The following is a 14474-nucleotide window of genomic DNA, read 5'->3' as shown; positions in this document are numbered from 1 at the left end:
AGAATTATAGCTTTGTCTCTGCGGGTCGATTTTAGTCCGGAATATTGGCATGTTCTTTGTCTCTGCGGGCTTGGTAGCGTTCCTCGCGCGCCTTCTCTGCGGTGATCCGGTCTGCGTTGATGCTCACACCGGTTATATATGAGTGCTGATAGTTGAGCTTGTTGACCTCCTCCATGATAGTTCCGATTGGAGTGCTGGCAGGGAACGTCCACGTCTCGCGGCTTTGGAACGAGCGGAAGATCGTTGAGCCATCCTGATGGTCGCGGCCGTCTTCTTCGCGATTCATGATGTCAGCGGTTACAACGTAAAGAATTTCGGTCATGAGAACTCCTCGGGGAAGATTCGAAGCAACGGACACTATAATATCAGAAGCTAGCCAAGCGGATGCATCAATGCTCTGTTTATTGTACTAATGCTCACATGAAATTTGTCGGCTGGGTCAACGCTGTTCTCTCCGGAACTTGCGAGCTGGGTAATGTCACACCGTTGTGCAGCGTTATCTAGGTCTTTGATTGGGCCATACGCTTCCACCAAAGAATTATGATAAAGGACAGGGTGGCGCGCGGACTCGGCTTCACAAAGTGCCACCAGCGCTACATGGTCGTATCCCTGCTCCTAGCGCTGGCCCCATGCGTCGGCGCGCTAATCTGCCTCAAAAGAAGAAGAAGCTGGACACGTTCCCTGCGTGTCCGGCTTTCACCCGTTCCCAACCCCGCAATTGTGCGCTTTTTGCCACGTCCGCTCCCCACCTTCTGTCGCAGAGGAGGCGTGGGGCATCTGAGCGATTGACGGCAGGGCAGGAGAGGTTATGAACCAAGCCCATTCTGTGGTATATTAGCACATACAATATGGTGATCTTCCGCGAGCGCTCGGCACGGCAAGTTTCATGCCGCGCGACACGAATTGGCCATATTGATATGACAGCGGAAACTGACGGCAAGCGACGTTTTCAAACCTCGATCCTACTGTGCCTTCGCTTCGCGATATTGTGATAGTTCGTGGCGAAGTTTTTGATGGTGCTTTAAGGGAACGGATCGATACTGAGCTGCGTTACTTGGCGCAAGCCGCGCTATTTACTGCTTCCTCTCTAGGCTGCGCATAATTGGATCGCAGCGCTGAACGGTTGGGATATGTCGAAGAAAAACGGAATTGAACCCTTCTCGCGCCGCTCTTTCCTGCGGTCGGCCGTAACTTTTGGCGCTGCCGCATTGGCTGCACCGGCCCTCGCGCAAAACGCGACACCGCTGGAAGCATTGATCAATGACCGTTCTCGCGGCAACTGGGACGACCAGTTCGACGCCAAGGCCGCTGCGCGCACGGCCGCTGCCGTACAATCGAACACGCCAATCCTCGGACCGGATTCCGTGCCGAACATCCAGCAGGCGATTGCCCAGTATCAGAGCATCGTTGCCAATGGTGGTTGGCCGCAGGTCAATCCGACGAGCCAGCAGCCTCTGCAGATCGGCGCCACCGATCCTGCGGTGCAGACGCTTCGTCAACATCTGATGGTTTCCGGTGACTTGCCGCGCGAGGCGGGTATCTCCTCCTCCTTCGATTCTTACGTGGACGGCGCCGTCAAGCGCTTCCAGGCTCGTCACGGCTTGCCGCCAGATGGCGTCATCGGCGATTTCACGCAAAAGGCGATGAACATTCCCGCCAATGTCCGCCTGCAGCAGCTGAACACCAATCTCGTTCGCCTTCAGACATTCCCGTCCGACCTCGGACGCCGTCACGTCATGGTCAACATCCCGGCGACCCGTGTCGAAGCCGTGGAAGACGGCCAGGTGGCACTGCGTCATGAGGCGATCGTCGGCCGTGAATCGCGCCCGACCCACATCATCAATTCGAAGATCTATGAGGTCATCCTCAATCCATACTGGACGGCGCCGCGCTCCATCATCATCAAGGACATCATGCCGCTTATGCGGAAGGATCCGACCTACCTGACGAAGAGCAACATCCGCCTTCTCGATGGCAAGGGTCAGGAAGTAGCGCCCGAGACGATCGACTGGAATTCGGACAAGGCACCGGACCTGATGTTCCGTCAGGACCCGGGCAAGACCAACGCCATGGCGTCCACGAAGATCAACTTCCATAACCCCAACAACGAATACATGCACGATACGCCGGAGCAGGGCCTGTTCAACAAGCTGATGCGGTTCGACAGCTCGGGCTGTGTGCGCGTTCAGAACGTTCGCGACTTGGCGACCTGGCTGTTGTCGGAAACGCCTGGCTGGCCGCGCCAGCACATCGAGCAGGTGATCTCCACCCGCGTCAACACGCCGATCACCCTGGCGACGGAAGTGCCCGTTTATTTCGTCTACATCTCCGCCTGGAGTGCCCGCGACGGCATCGTGCAGTTCCGTGACGACATCTATAACCTCGACGGCAATGCCCAGCTGGCGCTTGATACGACCCAGGGCATGGAGCAGCCGGTTCAGTAATCGGCATTCCGAGTGCAATTCATATCAAAGCCGCATCCCTGGATGCGGCTTTTTCATTGGCCTGAACCGCTCTGCGTAGAATGCCCAGCAAATGTCGCTGGTCGTATTGCCCTTGTGCGACCCTGACGTTAATACCAACTACATTGCCGTTTGGCCGTTCAGGAGCTTTCACGATGACCAATGCGTTCACCGAACCCTTCTTCAATCGCTCGCTTGCCGATACTGATCCGGAAATTTTTGGCGCGATCGGCAAGGAATTGGGTCGCCAGCGGCACGAAATCGAACTGATCGCCTCGGAAAACATCGTCTCGCGCGCCGTGCTGGAAGCGCAGGGCTCGATCATGACGAACAAGTACGCTGAGGGATATCCGGGCAAGCGCTACTATGGCGGCTGCCAGTTCGTCGATATCGCCGAAGAGCTCGCCATCGAGCGCGCCAAAAAGCTGTTCGGCGTCAATTTTGCCAACGTCCAGCCGAATTCCGGTTCGCAGATGAACCAGGCCGTATTCCTCGCGCTGCTGCAGCCGGGCGATACCTTCATGGGCCTCGATCTGAACTCGGGCGGCCACCTGACGCATGGTTCGCCGGTCAACATGTCCGGCAAGTGGTTCAACGTCGTGTCCTATGGCGTGCGCGAAGGCGACAACCTGCTCGATATGGATGCGGTGCAGCGCAAGGCCGAGGAAACCAAGCCGAAGCTGATCATCGCCGGCGGTACGGCCTATTCCCGCATCTGGGACTGGAAGCGCTTCCGCGAGATCGCCGACAGCGTTGGCGCCTATCTGATGGTCGACATGGCCCACATCGCCGGCCTCGTCGCTGGTGGCCAGCATCCGTCGCCGTTCCCGCATTGCCACGTTGCCACCACGACCACGCATAAGTCGCTGCGCGGCCCGCGCGGCGGCATGATCCTGACCAATGACGAGGATCTGGCCAAGAAGTTCAATTCGGCCGTCTTCCCGGGCCTGCAGGGCGGCCCGCTGATGCATGTCATCGCTGCCAAGGCCGTGGCTCTGGGTGAAGCACTGCAGCCGGAGTTCAAGGACTATGCCGCGCAGATCGTCAAGAATGCCAAGGCTCTGGCCGAAACGCTGATTTCTGGCGGCGTCGACGTCGTCTCCGGCGGCACCGACAACCACCTGATGCTGGTCGACTTGCGCAAGAAGAACGCCACCGGCAAGCGCGCCGAGGCTGCCCTTGGCCGAGCCTACGTCACCTGCAACAAGAACGGCATCCCGTTCGATCCGGAAAAGCCTTTCGTCACCTCGGGTGTCCGTCTCGGCACTCCGGCCGGCACGACGCGCGGCTTCAAGGAAGCCGAATTCCGCGAAATCGGCAATCTGATTATCGAAGTGCTCGATGGCCTGAAGGTTGCCAACTCCGATGAAGGCAATGCTGCCGTCGAAGCGGCCGTACGCGAGAAGGTGGTCAAGCTCACCGACCGCTTCCCGATGTACGGCTACATGGGCTGAGGAGGGCGCATGCGCTGCCCCTATTGCGGTACGGAAGACACGCAGGTGAAGGATTCGCGCCCGGCGGAGGATAATACCTCCATCCGCCGGCGGCGTATCTGCCCGGATTGCGGCGGCCGCTTCACGACGTTCGAGCGCGTGCAGCTCCGCGAGCTGATGGTCATCAAGAAGACCGGCCGCAAGGTGCTTTTCGATCGCGACAAGTTGGTGCGGTCTTTCGAGATCGCGCTGCGCAAGCGTCCGGTCGATCGCGATCGCATCGAGCGCGCTGTTTCCGGCATCGTTCGCCGCCTCGAAAGCTCGGGCGAGACGGAAATCAGCTCGGAGCAGATCGGTCTTCAGGTGCTGGAAGCGCTGAAGAGCCTCGATGATGTTGCTTTCGTGCGCTATGCGTCCGTCTATCGCGATTTCTCCCATGCGGAGGATTTCGAGCACGTGATCAACGAGATCAACGCCAAGATCGCCCGCGATCCGCTGGATCCTTGACTATGAGCGAGCAGCCGGAAGACGAGCGTTTCATGGCGGAGGCGATCCGCCTCTCGCTCACGCATCTAGGGCTGACCTCCACCAACCCGTCCGTCGGCTGCCTCATCGTGAAAGATGGCATTGTCATCGGCCGTGGCGTAACGGCTGTGGGCGGCCGTCCGCATGCCGAACCCCAGGCTCTCGCCGAGGCAGGCGAAGCGGCGAGGGGAGCGACAGCCTATGTCACGCTCGAACCCTGCTCGCATTACGGCAAGACGCCGCCCTGCGCCGAAGCGCTGATCGCTTATGGTGTTGCACGGGTTGTCGTCAGCGTCACCGATCCCGATCAGCGTGTGTCCGGCCGTGGCATCAATATGCTGCGTGCTGCCGGCATCGAAGTCGATACCGGCATCCTGGAGAAAGACGGTAGGCGCTCTCTGGCGGGCTACCTGATGCGCCAGACGAGAAACCGGCCCTATGTGACTCTCAAGCTTGCCGTTTCCGCCGATGGCATGATCGGCAGGACAGGCGAGGGACAGGTCCGCATCACCGGCGATCTTGCCCGGGCGGAGGTGCAGAAGCTGCGGGCCGAAAGCGATGCCATTCTCGTTGGTATCGGCACGGCGATCGCAGACGATCCGGAATTGACCTGCCGGCTTCCGGGCCTGGAAGATCGCACCCCCTTGCGTATCGTTATCGATGAAGACCTGCAGCTGCCGCTCGGCAGCAAGCTGGTGAAGACTGCGCGGCAATATCCGGTCATCGCCGTTGCCAGCCATCAGCCGCCCTTTGACGAGAATACCGACAGCGCCTTTTTAGGTCGCCGCGCCGCCCTTGATGCGGCGGGTGTCGAGGTGCTGCAGTCCAATTCCAGCGAGCCGGGAGAGCTGCTCGAAGCTTTGGGCACGCGCGGGATTTCCTCACTGCTGGTCGAAGGCGGCGCCAGGACCGCGCGGCGTTTCCTCGAGGCCGGGATGGTCGATCGCATCCTGCTGTTCCAGGGACCGGCCGATATTGGCGAAGGCGGTATTGAATCGCCCGTTCTCAGATCCAATATCCCACCCAGTTTCATGCATATCGGCGAGAGCCAGTTTGGCGACGATCGCTGCGACGAATACGAAAGAGGTTTTTGATGTTTACCGGAATTGTCACCGATCTCGGCACGGTCGAATCCGTTTCTCCTCTGAAAGAAGGTATCAAGCTGCGCGTTGCCACCAATTATGATCCGGCAACCATCGACATGGGTGCTTCGATTTCGCATGCCGGCGTCTGCCTGACAGTGACCGGCCTGCCGCAAGAGGGCAGCAACGGTCGCTGGTTCGAGGTCGAGGCCTGGGAAGAAGCCCTGCGGCTGACCACCATCGGCAGCTGGGAAGCGGGAGCCAAGATCAACCTCGAACGTTCGCTGAAGATTGGCGATGAGCTCGGCGGACACATTGTTTCCGGCCATGTCGACGGCAGGGCTGAAATTCTCTCGGTAACGCCTGAAGGCGATGCCACCCGCTATCGCCTGCGCGCGCCGGAGCATCTTGCCAAATTCGTCGCGCCGAAGGGGTCGATTGCACTCGACGGCACCTCGCTGACGGTCAACGCCGTCGATGGGACCGATTTCGACGTGCTGCTGATCCGCCACACCCTTGAGGTCACCACCTGGGGCGAACGCAAGGCCGGAGACTTCGTCAATTTCGAGGTCGATACCATGGCGCGCTATGCTGCCCGGCTGGCTGAATTTCCGGTCGCCCGCGAAGGCTGAGCCTCACCCCCACTCCCACATATGAGCTCGGACTGTTTACTCGAGCATTTTCTCCATGCGAAAATTCGCCAGCGTCTGGCCGAGCTTTTGCACCTGTTGCGCGGCCAGGACGACAAAGCCCTTTCGCTCGAAGAAGGGACGGGCGGTCAGGCTGGCTTCGGTGAATATTCGCTGCAGGCCTTGATCGCGAGCAGCCTTTTCGACGGTCGCAAGCAGCAGGCTGGCAATACCCTTGCCCTGATAATCGGAGTCCACGAACATCATGTCCAGACAGCCGTCCGGCTTGAGATCCGTGAAACCGACCGGCATTGGTCCGTTCATTGCAAGCCATGTCGGTCGGCTCGCGCGATATTGAGCCCAGACTTCGGCATCATCGACCTTTGCCCAGGCCGCAATTTGCTCGGGGCTATAATCCTTAGATGCAGTCTCACGAATGGCTCTTAGGAAAATGTCGATCGTGGCCCGTGCATCATCCGGCACATAGGCCTTGATCGAGAACATCTCCAACATCCGCGCCTTTTCCCGGTTCGTCTATCGTTCGAACATGGCGTTGGGTTTGTGTTTGTAGGTCACGTCACCGATCCGCCGGAAGCCGATCTTTTCGGCGATGCGCAGCGACGGCTTGTTTTCCAGATCGACCATGCAGGTCATGCGCCGGCCGGCGAACTGCTTGTCCGCCCAGGAGATCGCGGCACTCATTGCCTCCGTCGCATAGCCCTTTCCCTGCATTGGCGGCGTGATGCCCCAGCCGGCCTCGAGCGTGCCCTCCGTCGACGGGATCTCGTCTCTGTGCAGATCGAGAAAACCAACTTCGCCGATCAGCTTGCCGCTTTCGCGTTCCTGAACCGCGAAGAAACCGAAGCCAAGATGATGCCACAGGCCGCCGTAGCGCAGGAGGCGCGCCCAGACCTGCTCACGGGTGGGCAACTCGCCGCCGATGAAGCGCACGAGGTCTTTATGCTTCCAGAGATCAAGAAACTCGTCGAAATCGTCCAGCCGGTGGCCGCGCAGCAAAAGCCGCTCAGTCGTCAATATCGGAATGATGGTCATAGGGGTCTATGTCTTTGCTAATATGTATTTGGTTAGATTCAGTCGTTCGATGCGCCGGGCTCGCCGTCCCAGTAGTCTACATTGATGGTCGCAGCCCGCCCGATGACGCGGAATGCCGCCTCACCGGCGCGGTTGGTCTTGGCGAGAAACTTGCCGGAATCGGGATATTCGACGACCTCCGTCTGCGCCTTGGTCGAAATGGCGAGATAGGTCAGCACACCAGGGCCGTTGTTGATCAGCTGGTGCGCCGTTTCCGGGCCGCCGGCCGGGGCTCCGAGAACGTCACCCTGCCTCACAGCAATCCGATGGTCTCCAAAACGATATTCGCCTTCGCCGTCGAGAATGACGAACATCTCTTCCTCGACGTGATGATTGTGAAACGGACAGCCTGATTTGCCGGGAGGGACTTCGTTGTAACTGATGCCGAGGTGCTTCAGGCCGAGCATCGCCCCGAAAGAGGCGTCGCTGCCGGCAAAAAAGCTGCCCTGCTGCCAGTGATCCAGCTGAAGTTCGCCGACATTCACGGCGGGTACGGATTTCTTCGTCATGAGCCCCCCTTCCCAAGTCTGGAATTATTATCGAAGCAGCCGCACGCGCGAAAGCTACAATTTTATGGGTGTTTCGATGATCTCCAAATAGGGTTAGAATCAGGCTCGACCGTTGAAAAACACTTGCCAAGCGAGGCCTGCCGTGGTTTGACCCGGCCTAATAAGGTGCCCAGCCCCTCTCAATTCGCAGGTGATCCATGTCAAGCTCTTCCAATGCCCATATCCTGATCGTCGAAGCCCGCTTCTACGATGATATGGCCGACGCCCTGCTCGATGGTGCCAAGACCGCTCTCGATGAAGCAGGCGCCACTTATGACGTCGTCACCGTGCCCGGCGCGCTGGAAATCCCGGCTGCGATCGCGATGGCTCTCGACGGTGGCGACAATGGCGGCGTCGTCTATGACGGCTATGTTGCTCTCGGCATGGTCATCCGTGGTGAAACCTACCATTTCGATATCGTCGCCAATGAATCCTCGCGTGCCCTGATGGATCTCGCCGTCAGCGAATCCCTGCCGATCGGCAATGGTATCCTGACCGTCGAGAACGATGATCAGGCCTGGGCGCGTGCGCGGCGTACGGACAAGGACAAGGGGGGCTTCGCCGCCCGTGCGGCGCTGACCATGATCGCGCTGAAACAGAAGTTGGGTGCATAAGTTCATGAGCAATCAGGACAACGAGCGATCGGCAAAACCCGCTAATCAGCGGGGCGCGGCGCGTCTTGCGGCGGTGCAGGCGCTCTATCAGATGGATATCGGCGGAACCGGCGTTCTGGAGGTAGTGGCCGAATACGAGGCGCACCGTCTCGGACAGGAACTGGACGGCGAGACCTATCTGAAGGCTGACGCCTCCTGGTTCCGTTCCATCGTATCGGGCGTCGTGCGCGAACAGACCAAGCTCGATCCGCTGATCGGCTCGGCTCTTCAGGACGACTGGGCGTTGTCGCGTCTCGACAGCACCGTTCGTGCGATCCTGCGTGCCGGAACATTCGAACTGCTCGACCGCAAGGACGTGCCGGTTGCGGTCATCGTCACGGAATATGTCGAGATCGCACATGCCTTCTTCGAAGAAGACGAACCAAAACTCGTGAATGCTGTGCTCGACCGAATCGCCAAGCAGGTTCGCGGCGAAGCCAAGAAATAAGCTTCGCCGAGGCTGCGGCCTCCGGCGCGTTGCGCTTTCGTTTCCTTCGTTCGCGCCTGATTTCAGCCACGGATATTCTTTTGAACCTCCTGCGGGCGTTTTACCCGCGGGCGGTCTTGACGCGACGTTTTCCCAACAGCAATCTTGCACTGCACATCCGTCGATCGCCTTGGAGGAGGGCAGTCACGGTTGTCGCAGGCGGCCGGGGGAGGAGTGAACCGCCGGCTTTTTTGGAGGGAAAAAGCGAAATGTCGATTCTTATAGGCGTTATAGCGTGCGGGCTGCTCTCGGTGGTTTATGCCATCTGGACGACCCGGTCGGTGCTTGCGGCCGATCAGGGTAATGCGCGCATGCAGGAAATTGCGGGTTATATCCGCGAAGGCGCACAAGCTTATCTGGCGCGCCAATATACAGCGATCGCAATTGTTGGTGTCATTGTTTTCATTGCCGCCTGGCTTCTATTGTCTGGCGAAGCCGCTATTGGCTTCCTGATCGGCGCAGTTCTCTCGGGCGCAGCCGGATTCATCGGCATGCATGTCTCCGTGCGCGCCAACGTTCGCACCGCGCAGGCCTCATCGCATAGCCTGTCCGCCGGCCTCGATATCGCCTTCAAGTCGGGCGCCATCACCGGCATGCTGGTTGCCGGCCTCGCATTGCTTGGCGTCTCCATCTATTTCTACGTGCTAACAGGCGTTCTCGGTCATGAACCGGGCTCGCGCGATGTCATCGATGCACTCGTCGCCCTCGGTTTCGGCGCGTCGCTGATTTCGATCTTCGCCCGTCTCGGCGGCGGTATTTTCACCAAGGGTGCCGATGTCGGCGGTGACCTGGTCGGCAAGGTGGAAGCCGGCATTCCCGAGGATGATCCGCGCAATCCCGCCACCATCGCCGATAACGTCGGCGACAACGTCGGCGATTGCGCCGGCATGGCAGCTGATCTGTTCGAAACCTATGCGGTCTCCGTCGTCGCGACCATGGTCCTCGCCTCGATCTTCTTCGCCGGCTCTCCGCTGCTTGCTTCCGCGATGATCTATCCGCTTGCGATTTGCGGCGCCTGCATCATCACATCGATCATAGGCACCTTCTTCGTGAAGCTTGGTGCGAATGGATCGATCATGGGCGCTCTTTACAAGGGGCTCATCGCCACCGGCATCCTCTCGATCCTCGGGCTGGCCGCGGCCACGTCGCTGACCATCGGCTGGGGCTCGGTCGGGACCATCGCCGGTTTCGAGGTCACCGGAACCAAGCTGTTCGCCTGCGGCATCGTCGGCCTGATCGTCACGGCGCTGATCGTCGTCATTACCGAATACTACACCGGCACGAACAAGCGGCCGGTCAACTCCATCGCCCAGGCATCGGTCACCGGCCACGGCACCAACGTCATCCAGGGCCTCGCCGTTTCACTTGAATCGACGGCTTTGCCGGCGATCGTCATTGTCGGCGGCATCATCGCGACCTATCAGCTCGGCGGCCTGTTTGGCACCGGTATCGCCGTTACGGCCATGCTTGGTCTTGCCGGCATGATCGTTGCGCTCGACGCCTTCGGCCCGGTCACCGACAATGCCGGGGGCATCGCGGAAATGTCGCATCTTCCGCCGGAAGTGCGCAAATCGACCGATGCGCTCGATGCGGTCGGCAACACCACCAAGGCAGTCACAAAGGGCTATGCCATCGGCTCGGCTGGTCTCGGCGCACTGGTACTGTTCGCTGCCTATTCGAACGACCTGCAGTATTTCGCGGCTCACGGCGACAAGTTCCCTTATTTCGCCAATGTCGGCACGATCTCCTTCGATCTGTCGAACCCCTATGTCGTTGCCGGATTGCTGTTCGGTGGCCTCATTCCCTACCTCTTCGGCGGTATCGCCATGACGGCCGTCGGCCGGGCTGCTGGTTCGATCGTCGAGGAAGTGCGCAAGCAGTTTCGCGAGAAGCCGGGTATCATGCAGGGCACCGAACGTCCCGATTATGGTCGCGCGGTCGACATACTGACCAAGGCCGCCATTCGCGAGATGATCATCCCGTCGCTGCTGCCCGTTCTGGCACCGATCGTCGTCTATTTCGGCGTTCTGCTGATTTCCGGCTCCAAGGCCTCAGCCTTCGCCGCACTCGGTGCGTCCTTGCTTGGCGTGATCATCAACGGCCTCTTCGTCGCCATCTCCATGACGTCGGGTGGCGGTGCATGGGACAATGCCAAGAAGAGCTTCGAGGATGGCTTCGTCGACAAGGATGGCACGCGTCACATGAAGGGCTCCGAAGCCCACAAGGCCTCGGTTACGGGCGATACCGTCGGCGATCCCTATAAGGATACAGCTGGTCCCGCAGTCAATCCGGCGATCAAGATCACCAACATTGTCGCATTGCTGCTGTTGGCCATCCTCGCCGGTTAGAGCATGACGCCGAAAGGTGTGGAGCAGATTCAGATTTTAGGTCGGCGCGACCTAAAATCGCCCGCTCTAGACGAAGTAAAACGAACGCATAAAGAAACCCGCGGGGCGAAGCGCCTCGCGGGTTTTTCGTTGGAGGATTTCCCGGCTTACTGGCCCGGGTTGAGGTTGTTGAGGAAGTTCCTCGCACCGTTGACGCCACTGCCGCCACCCTGGAGGATCTGCTGCAGGAAAGTGATGTCGCGGCCGCCTGTCGGCGTCGTCCGGCCGATCATGTCGAAGACCTTGCCGTCCTTCAGCGTGTAGTTGGCTTCCTGCTTCACGATGCCATCCTTGTCGAAATAGATCGCCAGGATGTTCTGGTCGACCAGCTTCGGCTTCATGAAGGCGACGGCGCGCGTGCGCTTCTGGGAAATGTAATAGAAGACCTCGCCGTCGAACGTCGCAGTGGTCGAAGGCGTACCAAGCGAGAGCAGGACCTGCTCGCGGCTCGAGCCAACCGGCGCCAGCGCCAGCGACTGCTGATCGAAGATGTAACCGTTGTTCATGACGTCGCCGGTCTGGCAAGCCGTAAGTCCTACGGTCGCAATCACCAGGGCGATGGCGGCACTGCTGCTGAAAGTTATGTCAGACTTGAAATACCGTCTGGTCAACGACATCTCATCTCCCCTAATGAATCAATCCGATGGCCGGTCGGCCGGTATCACCTTGCTGTACATATCATTGTGGCCTTTCCGCGATTGAAAAGGGCACAAGACGTTGTTCGTCACTCTTCATCACCGATCATGCACAGCGTGACGACGGGTAAGGGCAGGAGCCTCGAAGCGGGCACAAACGGCATTGCAATTCGCGCCTGCTTCGGTAAACCAGCTTTAGCGTGGATGCAACAAGGCCAAGCAAAAACGGCGCGCTCTGAATGAGCCAATTCCGGGAATTCTCATGATTTTTGGGCTCTTTCGCAAAAGAAATAACAATCAGCTCATTGTCGTCAGGCAATATGAGCTTCTGACATCCGTGGCGCGGCAGCCGATTTTCTATACCGATTATGAGGTGCCCGATACGGTGATGGGGCGCTTCGAATTGCTTTCGGTCGTCATGATCCTGTTTTTTCGCCGCACACGGGCGTCAGCGACCAGTGGGCAGGAGCTTGCGCAGGAAATCGTCGATGCGTTCTTCGAGGACATCGATTATTCGATCCGCGAACTCGGAATCGGCGACAACAGCGTACCGAAGCGCATGAAGAAGCTGGCGGGTATGTTCTATGGCCGGCTCGAGAGCTATGCAGCCGCCATGGACGGCAATGATCGCGTTGCTCTTGCCGCGGCCCTTCGGCGCAACATCTATCCCAAGGCCGCTGACGGTGAGGCCTCCATGGCCGCGCTTGCGGAATGGATGATGACCGCGGAGGCGCATCTGGCTGGGATAGAAGAGGATGCGATTGCCACGGGTTCTGCGGTGTTGCCGTTGCCGGCCGCGTTCGGGCAACAGTTGGTTTAGGAGATAAGAATGAAAAACAACGACTCCGGCGAAACGCCTTTTTCCTATTTCGTGAAGGTTGGCCACATCTCCGCCAATCCCGTCGAGGTGCATGTCGAGGCTGATAAACGCGAGCTTGCAGGCCTGGCGGAGCTATGGGATGTCCTCTCCGTGGAGAAGCTTGAGGCCGATCTGAAGATCTCGCGCTGGAAGCGCGACGGCGTGCGGATCAAGGGAGATGTGCGGGCGAAGATCGTTCAGGCCTGCGTCGTTACGCTCGAGCCTGTGGAATCGGAGATCAACGAGAATTTCGAGCATATTTTCGTGCCGGAAGATTCCAAACTGGCGCGCGCGCGTCGATGGATGCCGGTGAAATGGTGCTCGATCCGGACGGCCCTGATATCCCAGAGACATTTACCGGAGATACAATCGATGCCGGTGCGGTCGTTGCGGAATTCGCAGCGCTCGCAATCGATCCTTACCCACGCAAGCCCGGCGTAGAGTTCGACGGGCATATAGAAGATACGGGCGAAAGTGACAGGAAACCGTCACCTTTCGCGGTTCTGAAAGACTGGAAAAAGGAATAGACCCTCGTGGCAACCGAGCACAATTCAGTTGTAACCGAGGGAGAAAACGGTATTTTGACGCCAAATTCGCCAGGCCCGGCGGACAACAAGGACTAGGGACGCGTGATCAGAATTTCTCTTGACCTGATGGGTGGCGACTTCGGCCCTGAGGTTGTTGTTCCCGGCGCGGCCAAGGCGCTGGATAGGCATCCCGATATCACGTTCATCCTGTACGGACAGAAGGACCGCTGCGAGGCGGTCCTGGCCAAGTATCCGAAGCTTAGGGAAAAGTCCGTCTTTCACGAATGTGATGTTGCCATCGGCATGGACGAGAAGCCAAGCCAGGCACTTCGCCGCGGCCGCTACGTGTCCAGCATGTGGCGTTCGATCGAAGCGGTGAAGCTCGGAGACGCGGATGTCGTCGTGTCGGCCGGTAATACCGGCGCGCTCATGGCTATGGCGAAGTTCTGTTTGCGCACCATGGCCAATATAGAACGGCCGGCGATCGCCGCGATCTGGCCCACGCTGCGCGGCGAAAGCATCGTGCTTGATGTCGGAGCCACCATTGGCGCTGATGCCCAGCAATTGCTCGACTTTGCCTTGATGGGTGGCGCCATGGCGCGTGCGCTCTTCGAGATCGAACGTCCGACGGTTGGCTTGCTGAATGTCGGTGTTGAGGAAATCAAGGGGCAGGAAGACGTCAAGGATGCCGGACGCCTGATCCGTGAGGCTAATCTCGAATCGCTTGAATATTCCGGTTTCGTCGAAGGCGACGATATCGGCAAGGGTACGGTCGACGTCGTGGTCACCGAAGGCTTCTCAGGCAATATCGCGCTGAAGGCTGCAGAGGGCACGGCAAAGCAGATCGGCGCCTATTTGCGCGCGGCGATGACGAGGACGTTGCTGGCGCGCATCGGCTATATCTTTGCCAAGGGCGCGTTCGACCTGCTGCGCGAGAAGCTCGATCCCAGCAAGGTCAATGGCGGCGTCTTTCTCGGCCTCAACGGTATTGTCATCAAGAGCCATGGTGGCGCGAATGCCGAAGCCTTCGCGGCGGCTATCGATGTCGGCTACGATATGGCCAAGAATGGGCTCACGCAGAAAATCGAAAATGATTTGAAGAGATATCATGCCAAGCGGCTCCCCCCAATCGGGCCGGAAGCGGCATGAGCGACG

Annotated in this window: 15 protein-coding genes and 1 pseudogene; 11 read left to right on the top strand and 5 right to left on the bottom strand. The window is 59.1% G+C overall.

Going from position 1 to position 14474, the window contains the following annotated elements:
- Nucleotides 1-31 precede the first annotated feature (31 nt).
- Nucleotides 32-322, bottom strand: a complete 291-nt coding sequence (locus BSK43_RS23965; protein ID WP_077470063.1) for a hypothetical protein — start codon at nt 320-322, stop codon at nt 32-34.
- An 808-nt stretch (nt 323-1130) separates the two neighbouring features.
- Between BSK43_RS23965 and BSK43_RS23960 the strand changes: the two genes are divergently transcribed.
- The 5 genes from BSK43_RS23960 (at nt 1131) to BSK43_RS23940 (ending at nt 6134) form a co-directional block, all read left to right on the top strand.
- On the top strand, nt 1131-2444 hold the full coding sequence (locus tag BSK43_RS23960; protein WP_077470064.1) for a L,D-transpeptidase family protein: 1314 nt from the start codon (nt 1131-1133) through the stop codon (nt 2442-2444).
- A gap of 173 nt (nt 2445-2617) precedes the next feature.
- Nucleotides 2618-3916, top strand: coding sequence for a serine hydroxymethyltransferase (gene glyA / locus BSK43_RS23955; RefSeq protein ID WP_068385762.1), 1299 nt, complete (start codon nt 2618-2620; stop codon nt 3914-3916).
- Between the two features lie 9 nt (nt 3917-3925).
- Nucleotides 3926-4402, top strand: coding sequence for a transcriptional regulator NrdR (gene nrdR, locus BSK43_RS23950; protein WP_068385764.1), 477 nt, complete (start codon nt 3926-3928; stop codon nt 4400-4402).
- A 2-nt stretch (nt 4403-4404) separates the two neighbouring features.
- Nucleotides 4405-5514 (top strand): bifunctional diaminohydroxyphosphoribosylaminopyrimidine deaminase/5-amino-6-(5-phosphoribosylamino)uracil reductase RibD, encoded by a 1110-nt coding sequence (gene ribD / locus BSK43_RS23945; protein WP_077470065.1) that lies wholly within the window; start codon nt 4405-4407, stop codon nt 5512-5514.
- Nucleotides 5514-6134, top strand: coding sequence for a riboflavin synthase (locus BSK43_RS23940; protein ID WP_077470066.1), 621 nt, complete (start codon nt 5514-5516; stop codon nt 6132-6134). Before ribD ends, BSK43_RS23940 begins: the two co-directional genes overlap by 1 nt.
- 36 nt (nt 6135-6170) lie before the next feature.
- Here BSK43_RS23940 and BSK43_RS23935 read toward each other — a convergent pair whose 3' ends face one another.
- Genes BSK43_RS23935 through BSK43_RS23925 form a run of 3 tightly spaced genes read right to left on the bottom strand, consistent with a single transcriptional unit; the run spans nt 6171 to nt 7732 of the window.
- Nucleotides 6171-6644: a GNAT family N-acetyltransferase gene (locus BSK43_RS23935; RefSeq protein WP_077470067.1), complete on the bottom strand. Its 474-nt coding sequence runs from the start codon at nt 6642-6644 to the stop codon at nt 6171-6173.
- A gap of 21 nt (nt 6645-6665) precedes the next feature.
- Nucleotides 6666-7184 carry a GNAT family N-acetyltransferase gene (locus BSK43_RS23930; protein WP_068385772.1) on the bottom strand — a complete coding sequence of 173 codons (519 nt, stop codon included), beginning with the start codon at nt 7182-7184 and terminating at the stop codon, nt 6666-6668.
- A 38-nt stretch (nt 7185-7222) separates the two neighbouring features.
- Nucleotides 7223-7732 carry a cupin domain-containing protein gene (locus BSK43_RS23925; protein WP_077470068.1) on the bottom strand — a complete coding sequence of 170 codons (510 nt, stop codon included), beginning with the start codon at nt 7730-7732 and terminating at the stop codon, nt 7223-7225.
- A 197-nt stretch (nt 7733-7929) separates the two neighbouring features.
- Here BSK43_RS23925 and BSK43_RS23920 point away from each other — a divergent pair, with 197 nt between their 5' ends.
- From BSK43_RS23920 to BSK43_RS23910, 3 genes are all read left to right on the top strand, one after another.
- Nucleotides 7930-8385: a 6,7-dimethyl-8-ribityllumazine synthase gene (locus BSK43_RS23920; protein WP_068385776.1), complete on the top strand. Its 456-nt coding sequence runs from the start codon at nt 7930-7932 to the stop codon at nt 8383-8385.
- 4 nt (nt 8386-8389) lie between these two features.
- Nucleotides 8390-8872: a transcription antitermination factor NusB gene (gene nusB / locus BSK43_RS23915; RefSeq protein WP_077470069.1), complete on the top strand. Its 483-nt coding sequence runs from the start codon at nt 8390-8392 to the stop codon at nt 8870-8872.
- A 248-nt stretch (nt 8873-9120) separates the two neighbouring features.
- A complete protein-coding gene (locus BSK43_RS23910; protein WP_077470070.1) occupies nt 9121-11259 on the top strand; it encodes a sodium-translocating pyrophosphatase in 2139 nt (712 codons plus the stop codon).
- 146 nt (nt 11260-11405) lie between these two features.
- On the opposite strand, the gene BSK43_RS23905 is transcribed toward BSK43_RS23910, so the two are convergent.
- Nucleotides 11406-11915 carry an outer membrane protein assembly factor BamE gene (locus BSK43_RS23905; RefSeq protein ID WP_077470071.1) on the bottom strand — a complete coding sequence of 170 codons (510 nt, stop codon included), beginning with the start codon at nt 11913-11915 and terminating at the stop codon, nt 11406-11408.
- 280 nt (nt 11916-12195) lie between these two features.
- Between BSK43_RS23905 and BSK43_RS23900 the strand changes: the two genes are divergently transcribed.
- The 3 genes and pseudogenes from BSK43_RS23900 to plsX all read left to right on the top strand — a co-directional run bounded on the left by BSK43_RS23900 (nt 12196) and on the right by plsX (nt 14468).
- Nucleotides 12196-12753 carry a ubiquinol-cytochrome C chaperone family protein gene (locus tag BSK43_RS23900; RefSeq protein WP_077470072.1) on the top strand — a complete coding sequence of 186 codons (558 nt, stop codon included), beginning with the start codon at nt 12196-12198 and terminating at the stop codon, nt 12751-12753.
- Between the two features lie 9 nt (nt 12754-12762).
- Nucleotides 12763-13319: pseudogene (locus tag BSK43_RS23895) on the top strand (DUF177 domain-containing protein).
- Between the two features lie 102 nt (nt 13320-13421).
- On the top strand, nt 13422-14468 hold the full coding sequence (plsX, locus tag BSK43_RS23890) for a phosphate acyltransferase PlsX (RefSeq protein ID WP_077470073.1): 1047 nt from the start codon (nt 13422-13424) through the stop codon (nt 14466-14468).
- Nucleotides 14469-14474: the final 6 nt, after the last annotated feature.

Origin of the sequence: Rhizobium sp. P44RR-XXIV (assembly GCF_001999485.2) — a bacterium.
In the GTDB taxonomy this organism is placed as follows: domain Bacteria; phylum Pseudomonadota; class Alphaproteobacteria; order Rhizobiales; family Rhizobiaceae; genus Rhizobium.
Note: the sequence above shows the minus strand (reverse complement) of the source record. Positions and strands in the feature narration are given on the sequence as shown.

Coding starts and splice junctions, on each gene's coding strand:
- BSK43_RS23965 (WP_077470063.1), bottom strand. CDS start 322: ATGACCGAAATTCTTTACGTTGTAACCGCTGACATCATGAATCGCGAA.
- BSK43_RS23960 (WP_077470064.1), top strand. CDS start 1,131: ATGTCGAAGAAAAACGGAATTGAACCCTTCTCGCGCCGCTCTTTCCTG.
- glyA (WP_068385762.1), top strand. CDS start 2,618: ATGACCAATGCGTTCACCGAACCCTTCTTCAATCGCTCGCTTGCCGAT.
- nrdR (WP_068385764.1), top strand. CDS start 3,926: ATGCGCTGCCCCTATTGCGGTACGGAAGACACGCAGGTGAAGGATTCG.
- ribD (WP_077470065.1), top strand. CDS start 4,405: ATGAGCGAGCAGCCGGAAGACGAGCGTTTCATGGCGGAGGCGATCCGC.
- BSK43_RS23940 (WP_077470066.1), top strand. CDS start 5,514: ATGTTTACCGGAATTGTCACCGATCTCGGCACGGTCGAATCCGTTTCT.
- BSK43_RS23935 (WP_077470067.1), bottom strand. CDS start 6,644: ATGTTGGAGATGTTCTCGATCAAGGCCTATGTGCCGGATGATGCACGG.
- BSK43_RS23930 (WP_068385772.1), bottom strand. CDS start 7,184: ATGACCATCATTCCGATATTGACGACTGAGCGGCTTTTGCTGCGCGGC.
- BSK43_RS23925 (WP_077470068.1), bottom strand. CDS start 7,732: ATGACGAAGAAATCCGTACCCGCCGTGAATGTCGGCGAACTTCAGCTG.
- BSK43_RS23920 (WP_068385776.1), top strand. CDS start 7,930: ATGTCAAGCTCTTCCAATGCCCATATCCTGATCGTCGAAGCCCGCTTC.
- nusB (WP_077470069.1), top strand. CDS start 8,390: ATGAGCAATCAGGACAACGAGCGATCGGCAAAACCCGCTAATCAGCGG.
- BSK43_RS23910 (WP_077470070.1), top strand. CDS start 9,121: ATGTCGATTCTTATAGGCGTTATAGCGTGCGGGCTGCTCTCGGTGGTT.
- BSK43_RS23905 (WP_077470071.1), bottom strand. CDS start 11,915: ATGTCGTTGACCAGACGGTATTTCAAGTCTGACATAACTTTCAGCAGC.
- BSK43_RS23900 (WP_077470072.1), top strand. CDS start 12,196: ATGATTTTTGGGCTCTTTCGCAAAAGAAATAACAATCAGCTCATTGTC.